This is a genomic window from bacterium (genome assembly GCA_035703895.1).
In the GTDB taxonomy this organism is placed as follows: Bacteria; Sysuimicrobiota; Sysuimicrobiia; order Sysuimicrobiales; family Segetimicrobiaceae; genus Segetimicrobium.
In genome coordinates this window covers 1-7,353 of record DASSXJ010000131.1, presented here as the reverse complement: position 1 = coordinate 7,353, position 7,353 = coordinate 1, and the positions used below count along the sequence as shown (strand labels likewise).

At 69.3% G+C, this 7,353-nt stretch carries 7 protein-coding genes; all 7 read left to right on the top strand.

The window, feature by feature from the left end:
* A partial coding sequence (locus VFP86_09080; protein HET8999783.1) for an SAM-dependent methyltransferase occupies positions 1-199 on the top strand: 199 nt, incomplete at its 5' end.
* Between the two features lie 4 nt (positions 200-203).
* Positions 204-1,157 (top strand): ribokinase, encoded by a 954-nt coding sequence (gene rbsK / locus VFP86_09075; GenBank protein ID HET8999782.1) that lies wholly within the window; start codon positions 204-206, stop codon positions 1,155-1,157.
* Between the two features lie 4 nt (positions 1,158-1,161).
* Entirely contained in the window at positions 1,162-1,941 is a 780-nt protein-coding gene (locus VFP86_09070; protein HET8999781.1) for a sugar phosphate isomerase/epimerase family protein, read from the top strand.
* Between the two features lie 11 nt (positions 1,942-1,952).
* On the top strand, positions 1,953-3,965 hold the full coding sequence (locus tag VFP86_09065; GenBank protein HET8999780.1) for a hydantoinase/oxoprolinase family protein: 2,013 nt from the start codon (positions 1,953-1,955) through the stop codon (positions 3,963-3,965).
* Positions 3,962-5,608, top strand: a complete 1,647-nt coding sequence (locus tag VFP86_09060) for a hydantoinase B/oxoprolinase family protein (protein HET8999779.1) — start codon at positions 3,962-3,964, stop codon at positions 5,606-5,608. Before VFP86_09065 ends, VFP86_09060 begins: the two co-directional genes overlap by 4 nt.
* A complete protein-coding gene (locus VFP86_09055; protein HET8999778.1) occupies positions 5,605-6,390 on the top strand; it encodes an SDR family NAD(P)-dependent oxidoreductase in 786 nt (261 codons plus the stop codon). The genes VFP86_09060 and VFP86_09055 overlap by 4 nt, the downstream gene beginning before the upstream one ends.
* Before the next feature lie 48 nt (positions 6,391-6,438).
* The gene (locus VFP86_09050; protein ID HET8999777.1) at positions 6,439-7,320 is read left to right on the top strand and encodes a xanthine dehydrogenase family protein subunit M; all 882 of its coding nucleotides are present in this window, start codon (positions 6,439-6,441) and stop codon (positions 7,318-7,320) included.
* Positions 7,321-7,353 lie beyond the last annotated feature (33 nt).

The following is a 7,353-nucleotide window of genomic DNA, read 5'->3' as shown; positions in this document are numbered from 1 at the left end:
ACCCGGGGGTCTGCTCTTGGTGGACAACATGTTTTGGAACGGGAAGGTCGTGGATCGCCGTGTCACCGATGCGGACACGGAGGCGATCCGGACGTTCACGCGTGCCGTCTTCGACGATCCGGAGTTTGTGAGCACGATCGTGCCCCTGCGGGATGGCGTGCTGGTGGCCCGTCGCCTAGAGGCGGCCTCGGCCGCATGAAGCGATGGACAGACCACGCCCGAAGATCTGCGTTGTCGGAGGATCGAACATCGACCTCATCGCGAGGGTTCCACGGCTGCCGGTGTTGGGGGAAACGCTCATGGGCCGCTCGTTTCACTTGGGGTACGGGGGGAAGGGGGCCAACCAGGCCGTGGCGGCGGCCAGGCTGGGTGCGCAGGTCAGCGTGGTGACAAAGGTCGGCGGAGACGTCTTTGGCGAAGGGGCCGTTCGCAACTACCAATCCGAAGGGATCGAGACGACCTACATCCTGGTCGACCGTGAACGGTTCTCCGGCGTCGCGCCGATCTTGGTCGATGACTCCGCGCAGAACGTGATCGTCGTCGTGCCCGGAGCGAATCAGGCGCTCGGCCCGGAGGATGTGCAGCGCGCGTCCCCGGCGATCCGGGGGGCAGCGACCGTCGTGGGGCAGCTTGAGGTCCCGCTTGAGACGACGCTCGAGGCGTTCCGCATCGCCAAGGCGTCCGGGGTCCGGACGATCCTCAACCCAGCGCCGGCTGCGCCCCTGCCGGACGCCCTGCTCGCGCTCACCGATGTGTGCGTTCCCAACGAGCCCGAGGCCGCGCAGCTGACCGGTCGACCTGTGACCGAGCCGGCGGAGGCCGAGCAGGCGGCGCGGTGGCTCCTGGGGCGCGGGCCACGCGCGGTGATCGTGACGCTCGGCGCCGCCGGCGCCCTGGTGCTAGATGATGGCGGCGCAACGCGTATCCCACCGGTTCCCGTGGACGCGGTGGATCCCACCGGGGCGGGCGACGCGTTCGTCGGGAGCCTCGCGGTGTTTCTCGCGGAGGACCTGTCCCTGCGAACGGCGGCTCGGCGGGCGAACGCCCTCGCGGCGCTCTCGGTCACGCGGATCGGCGCACAGGAATCGCTGCCTCGGCGGGCCGAGGCCGACGCGTGGCTGGCCCGGCTGCGGCTTACGCCGGGAGGGTGTGGATAACCCGATGACGATACAGCTCGCCTGCTCCTCGCAATCCTACGACGACATCCTCGAGGCGGGACACATGACGCTCGTGGACTGGCTGCGCTTCTGCGCCGAAGAACTCGGTCTCGCCGGCGTCGAGCTGGAGGACAAGCACATCGGGCCTCCGAGCGATGAACGGATCGACGCGCTGCGGGCCGCCGCCGCCCGGTACGGCGTGGCGATCGTCAACATCGCGCTCATGAACAACTTCGGCGTGGCCGACGACGGCCGGCGCCGCGATGAGGAAGCGCGGACCCGCGAGTGGATGGCCGCCGGACAGCGTCTCGGGTCGCGATTCCTCCGGACATTCGCCGGGTGGCCGGAGGGCGATCGCGCCGCGCGGTGGGAGGCAATGATTGCCTCTCTCCGCGCGGTGTGCCGCGAGGCCGAGCGGCGCAAAGCACGGTTGGTCATGGAGAACCACGACCACGGCGGTTTCGTGCAGACCTCTCAGGACGTCACGGCGATCGTCGAACAGGTAGGGAGTCCCGCGCTCGGGCTGCTGCTCGATACGGGAAATTATCTGGACGGCCTTGCCTCGATCGCCGCAACCGCGGCGCGCGCCTGGCACGTGCACGCCAAGTTCACCCGAGTCGACGGCGGTGGGCGCGAGCCCGGGATCGACCACGACGCCGTGATCGCGCTCCTCCGGCAAGCCGGGTATGATGGATGGATCTCCATTGAATATGAAGGACCCGAGCCAAGCCGCACCGCGGTCCCCCGCGCCCTTGGCTACCTGAGCCAGGCCATCCGAGCCTAGGACGCCGGCGAGTGGGCATCCCGATCAGGGTGGGGATCGACGTCGGGGGGACGTTCACTGACCTGGTGGCGCAGCCACCCGCCGGCGGGGCTCTGCGCATCCTCAAAGTTCCCACGACCAGCGACCCGTCCGAGGCCGTCCTCGCCGGTCTCCGCACCCTCCTCCGGCATGACGAAGAGGTGGTGACCCTCACGCACGGCACGACCGCGGTCACCAACGCCATGCTTGAGGGCCGCGGAGCGCGGACGGCGTTGGTCACCACGCGCGGGTTTCGCGACGTCTTGGAGATCGGCCGGCAGCAACGCGACCACCTCTACCGCCTCGACGTACCCGGGCGAGCGTCTCCGCTGGTCCCCCGGGACCTCCGGTTCGAAGTGACGGAGCGCATCGATCACAACGGAGAGGTCCTGGTGCCGCTCGAGGAGGCCGACGTTCGCCGCGCGGGGGCGATCCTCAAGCGTCAGCGTGTCGAGGCGGTGGCCGTCTGTCTGCTGCACGCATATGCCAACCCTGTCCATGAACTCCGCGTCGCGCACCTTCTGGCAGGGATGGTGCCCCGCGTCTGCCTCTCCTCCGCCGTCAACGGGGAGTACCGTGAGTACGAACGGACGCACACCACGTGCGCCAATGCGCTCCTCATGCCGCTGGTGGAGCGCTACCTTGGGGATCTGCAGGCCGGGTTCGCTGAGGCCGGATACCAGGTCCCGCTGCGCCTCATGCAGTCAAGCGGCGGCATGGCGACGGCCGGCTCGATGCGGAGGCTCCCGCTGGCGATGCTCATGTCCGGCCCCGCGGGTGGGGTGGCGGCGGCCCGGGCCGTGGGCGCCCGAGCCGGCCTCGGCGATGCGGTGACGCTCGATATGGGAGGGACGTCCACGGATGTGTGCCTCATCCGCGAGGGTCGCGTGGAGACCGTATCGGAACGCCGAGTCGGGGGCCAGCCGGTGCGGATGCGATCCCTCGCGGTGGAGAGCATCGGCGCAGGTGGGGGATCGCTGGTGTGGATAGATCCGGCGGGGGCGCTGCGCGTCGGACCGCAAAGTGCCGGCGCGTCCCCGGGCCCGGCGTGTTACGGCCGCGGCGGAGAGGCGGCGACCGTGACCGATGCATGCGTCGTCCTGGGCTATATCAATCCGGAGGCGTCGCTGGGGGGGCTGCGGCTCGACCCCCAACGCGCCTGGCGTGCCGTGGAATCGGTGGGGTCGCGCATAGGTCTTTCTGCACTCGACGCCGCCTCGGGGATCGTGGAGATCGCCAACGCGGCGATGGTCCGCGCGATCCGGACGGTATCGGTGTACCGCGGGCATGACGTGCGCCGATGCGGCCTGATCGCCTACGGGGGGGCCGGGCCGATCCACGCCGGGCGGCTGGCGCAGACGCTGGGAATGCCGAAGATCCTGGTGCCTTCCCATTCCAGTGCGTTCTCGGCGTACGGATGCCTCGTTGCGGATCTCCGCTACGATGCCGTCCGGACGGTCCGGCTGCGCCTCAACGACACCGCTTCCGATGTCTGGGAAGGGGTGTTCCGCCAGATCGAGGTCGAACTTCTCAGCCAATTGGAGCGCGAAGGGGTGCCCGGCACCCGCGCGGTGATGCGGCGTTCCATGGATCTCCGGTACGAAGGGCAAAACTACGAACTCGAAGTGCCGGTGGAGATGGGCGACGGTGCCGGGACCATTCGCGGCCGGTTCGACGAGATCCACCACCGGCTGTACGAATATACGACGGACGAACCGATCGAGGGAGTCAACTTACGCGCCGCCGCCATCGTGGCGAGCGAGGCTGCCCCCCTTGTTGATGAAAGGGCGGCATCCTATTCTGGCCCGGCCCAGGAGCGCCGCGCCTATTACGCGGGCCAGGGCTGGATCACCACGCCCGTGTACGCTCGTGGGGCCCTTCCTCTGGGAAGGGAGATCGGCGGCCCGGGAATCATTGAGGACACGTGGTCAACGATTCTGGTCTCACCCGGGCAGCGTTTCCACAAGGACCCCCAGGGCCATGTCTGGATCGAGGCCGACGCATGACCGATCCCATCACTCTCGAAGTAGTCCGCCACGCGGTGTTCTCCATCGCCGAGGAGATGCGGGCGATCGTGATGCGATCGGCCCGCTCCCCTGTCCTCAAGGAGGCCGGTGACCTCTCGTGTGCTCTCACCGACGCGCGGGGGCGACTCGTCGCCCAGGGTCGAGACATTCCGATCCACCTCGGGGTCATGGCCTTTACCGTCAAAGAGTTTCTGCGCCGGGTCCCCGTCGAGGTGCTCCACGAAGGCGACGTCTACGTGACCAACCAGCCCGAAGTAGGCGGTAACCATCTGCCCGACGTCAAGGCGATCATGCCGGTATTTCATCACGGACGTTTGGTGGCGTTCGCCATCACTCTGGCCCACTGGCCGGACGTCGGCGGCGCCCATCGGGGGAGTTACGTGGCGACGGCGCGCGACCGGTTCGCGGAGGGTCTATGTATCCCTCCGGTGCCGCTCTTCCTGGGGGGGCACCCGAACCGTACGATGATGGACCTGGTGCTCAGCAATGTGCGCGGCCGCAAGGATCGCGAGGGGGACCTCCTGGCCCAATATTCTGCGTGCGCGGTCGCGGCAGCCAGGCTGCGGGAGGTGTGCGACCGGTTCGGGCCAGAGGTCGTGTTGGCATGCTTCGACCGGTTCCTCGACGAATCCGACCGGTTGATGCGAAGCGAGATCGCACGGCTCCCGGACGGGGAGTACGATGGAGAGGATTGGCTCGATGACGACGGCATTGGCCGTATCCCGCTTCGGATTGCCGTGAGGGTGCGCGTATCCGGGGACACGATGATCTTCGATTTTGGCGGTACCGCCCCGGAGACGCGCGGGCCGGTCAACGCCACCCCGTTTGTGACCGCGTCGGCGGTCATGTACGCAGTCCGGGCGCTGCTCGGCCCCGAGATTCCCGCAAACGACGGGTGCTATCGACCGATCACCGTGATCGTGCCCGAGGGGACCCTCCTCAATCCAGGCCCGGACGCGGCCCGCGTGGGGGGCAACCACGAAACCTCGCAGCGCGTCGTCGACGCCATTCTCCGGGCCTTGGCTCCGGTGCTGCCCGATCGGATCGTGGCGGGGGGCCCCGGGACCTCCGGCCTCGTGATGCTGAGCGGCCGGCGCGCCGACGGGCGGCCGTACATCCTCTACGAGGTGCACGGTGGTGGCGAGGGAGCGGGCGCCGGGCGCGACGGTACGAACGCCATCCGAGTCCACATGAGCAATGTCATGAATACGCCCGTCGAGGTGATCGAGGCCGAGTATCCCCTCCGGGTCGAGTGCTGCGAATTGCGCCCCGGCAGCGCCGGCGCGGGCCGTCATCGCGGCGGGATCGGCCTTCGCCGCGCGTACCGGATGCTCGACGACGGCGGCGAGGTGACGACGATGATCGAACGGATGCGGGTGAAGCCGTGGGGGGTGTTCGGAGGCGAGGACGGCGCTCCATTTCGCGTGACGCTCGTGCGGGGTAAGCGGCGCACCCGGATCCGGGGGAAGGAGAATCGGGATCTCGCGCGCGGGGATCTCATCGTCGTCGAGAGCTCGGGCGGAGGCGGCTATGGCCCGCCCGCGGAGCGGTCCGCCGAGCTTCGGGCGCACGACAGGACACACGGCTACACGATACGCCCCGGGGGGAGGAGGTCCGCGTGAGACTCCAGGATCGAGTCGCGGTCATCACCGGGGCGGCCAAGGGGATGGGGGGCGCGATCTCGACCGCAATGGCGGACGAAGGGGCCCATCTCGTGTTGGCCGGTCGGGAGACGGCGCCGCTCGAGGCACAGGCGAAGGCGCTCGGAGGGCGGCATCGCCAGGGCCGGTACGTCACGGTGCCCACAGACGTGGTCGACGCCCGCGCGGTGGAGGCCCTGGCCCGTCGAGCGCTCGAGGAATTTGGGCGCATCGATATCCTCGTCAACGCCGCGGGCACGATCGGGCCGATCGAGACCCCGCTCCATAAGATCGCGCCTGAGGACTGGGATCGCGTGCTCGGCGTGAACTTGAAGGGCGTATTTCTCTGCTGTCGTGCCGTGGTGCCCGCCATGATCGAACGGCGGTACGGCAAGATCATCAATATCGCCGGCACCTCGGGGCTTCGAGGGTACCGCTTCCGCGCGGCGTACTCATCGTCCAAGTGGGCCGTGCGCGGGCTCACGCGCACGCTTGCGCTCGAGGTGGGGCCGTACGGCGTGAACGTGAACGCGATCTGCCCGGGCGTCGTCCTGGGCGATCGCATGACCACGATCATTCAAGAGAAGGCCCGGGTCCGACGCTGGACGCCGACCCAAGTGTACGACGAGTACATCGAGGAGATGGCGCTGCGCCGGTTCACGAAGGATGAAGACATCGCGAACGCGGTCGTGTTCCTCGCCTCGGAGGAGAGCCGCCAGATTACCGGGCACGAGATGATCGTCGACGGCGGGTGGGATGTATGAGGGAGCGCGGCGCGGGAACTCGGCCGGCCACGCGCTCGGAGGAAGAGCTTGCCTGCCGTCCCGTTTGAGTATTATGCCCCCGCGACGCTCGACGAAGCCACGGCGCTGCTCGCGAGGTACGGGGAGCGCGCCAAAGCGCTGGCCGGCGGACAGAGCCTGGTGCCGCTTCTGACCCTCCGGCTCGCGCGCCCCGAGGTGGTGGTCGACCTCAATGGTATCCAGGAGTTGCGGCTCGTGCGCCGTGACGGGGGCGATCTCTTCATCGGCGCGTTGGTCCGGCATCGGGCGCTGGAGCGCGGCGAGGGCGTCCTTGCAGCCTGCGGCCTCCTTCGGGAGGCCGCCGCGTTGATCGGCAACGTCCGTGTGCGCACGTTGGGGACGATCGGCGGGAGCCTCGCCCACGCCGATCCGGCGGCCGAACTGCCCGCCGTGGCCCGCGCTCTCGACGGGACGCTGGTTGTGCGGGGCGCCGCCGGGGAGCGCGCCATCCCTGCGCACGAGTTTTTTGTCGGGGCGCTTACCACGGCGCTTGCGCCGGACGAGGTGATCGTTGGGATCCGCCTCCCGGTGCTCGGGCCCAGAGTCGGGTACGCCGTGACCGAATTCACCAGGCGCGCGGGCGACTTTGCCATCGTCGCGGCCGTGGCCGTCGTCGAGGTCCGGCCGGCAGGCGAGATCGCGCGGGCCCGCGTGGCGCTGGCCGGCGCGGGCTCGACTCCCCTGCGCCTCCCCGGCGTCGAGGCCGCCCTCGCGAGCGAGCGGCCCGACCCCCGCATCCTCCGCCGCGCCGCAGAGGAGGCGGCCCGCGAGATCGAACCCGAGGGGGACGCGCACGCATCCGCCGCGTATCGCCGCCATCTCGCGCGCGTGCTCACCGGGCGAGCCCTCCAGCGGGCGGCTGCCGCGGCGGCCGATGGGAGGCCGGCGTGAACGAGCGCGCCATCACCTTCATCCTGAATGGAC

What these genes read in the sequence shown, in the direction of transcription:
- rbsK (HET8999782.1), top strand. Translation starts at nt 204, where the DNA reads ATGGACAGACCACGCCCGAAGATCTGCGTTGTCGGAGGATCGAACATC.
- VFP86_09070 (HET8999781.1), top strand. Translation starts at nt 1,162, where the DNA reads ATGACGATACAGCTCGCCTGCTCCTCGCAATCCTACGACGACATCCTC.
- VFP86_09060 (HET8999779.1), top strand. Translation starts at nt 3,962, where the DNA reads ATGACCGATCCCATCACTCTCGAAGTAGTCCGCCACGCGGTGTTCTCC.